Here is a 1,387-nt window from a genome sequence, read left to right on the forward strand (position 1 = left end):
TGTCCGCCCTGTTGAAAAACAAATCTTTCGGCGAGAAAAAAGCCCGAAAAATCGAGCAGGCAGCCAATATGCCTGACATGTGGCTGGATCAAGACCACCAAGACCGCCACGCCCCCACCATCAGCCAAGAAAGAAATACCATGTCCCACATCTCCACCATCCCAGAAATCCTAGCAGACATCAAAGCCGGCAAAATGGTCATCATCACCGATGCCGAAGACCGCGAAAACGAAGGCGACTTGCTGATGGCCGCCCAATTCGTTACCCCCGAAGCCATCAACTTCATGATTAAACACGCACGCGGCCTGGTCTGCCTGCCGATGGACGGCGAAATGGTCGAAAAACTCGGCCTGCCCATGATGACCCAGAAAAACGGCGCGCAATACGGTACCAACTTTACCGTCTCCATCGAAGCCGCCCACGGCATTACCACCGGCATCTCCGCCGCCGATCGCGCCCTGACCATTCAAACCGCCGTTTCCCCATCCGCCAAACCAGAAGACATCGTCCAACCCGGCCACATCTTCCCATTGCGTGCCCAAAAAGGCGGCGTACTCGTCCGCGCAGGACACACAGAAGCCGGCGTTGATCTGGCACAAATGAACGGCCTGATTCCCGCCGCCGTCATCTGCGAAATCATCAACGACGACGGCACCATGGCGCGCATGCCCGAACTGATGAAATTCGCCGAAGAACACAACCTCAAAATCGGCACCATTACCGACCTCATCGAATACCGCAGCCGCACCGAAAGCCTGCTCGAAGACATGGGCAACGCACCCGTACAAACCCCGTGGGGCGAGTTCCAACAACACGTTTACGTCGACAAACTCTCAGGCGAAACCCACCTCGCCCTCGTCAAAGGTACACCAACCGCCGACGAAGAAACCCTCGTCCGCGTCCACGAACCCTTCAGCGTCATGGACTTCATCCAAGCCAACCCGCGCCATTCCTGGTCATTGCCCAAAGCCCTTGAGCGCATCCAACAAGCCGAAAGCGGCGTAGTCATCCTCCTGCACCGTACCGAAGACGGCGCCACCCTGCTCGACCGCACCCTGCCCAAAGGCGCAAACCAAGCCTACAAATGGGACAGCAAAAGCTACGGCATAGGCGCACAAATTCTCGCTGGCCTCAACGTCAAAAAACTGCGCGTCCTCGGCCAGCCTTCATCCTTCACCGGCCTCACCGGCTTCGGCCTCGAAGTCGTCGGTTTTGAAGAAGCTGAGAAATAATCTTGCTTGATTGATTCTCAAAGCAAATGAAATAAAAGGCCGTCTGAAAATTTTCAGACGGCCTTTTCATCTCGCTATTTATCTGAATATTATCCAAATAAAATTATGATAAAAACGACTATTTATTAAATTATTTCAATAATGATAAGAATAAT

General features: G+C 53.6%; 1 protein-coding gene. It reads left to right on the forward strand.

The features are described from left to right. Positions 1-1,232 (forward strand): bifunctional 3,4-dihydroxy-2-butanone-4-phosphate synthase/GTP cyclohydrolase II (gene ribBA, locus ACTHUE_RS19145; RefSeq protein ID WP_440424185.1); only part of this gene is annotated, 1,232 nt, incomplete at its 5' end. Positions 1,233-1,387 lie beyond the last annotated feature (155 nt).

The sequence above is a fragment of the Neisseria sp. P0021.S005 genome (assembly GCF_051956955.1).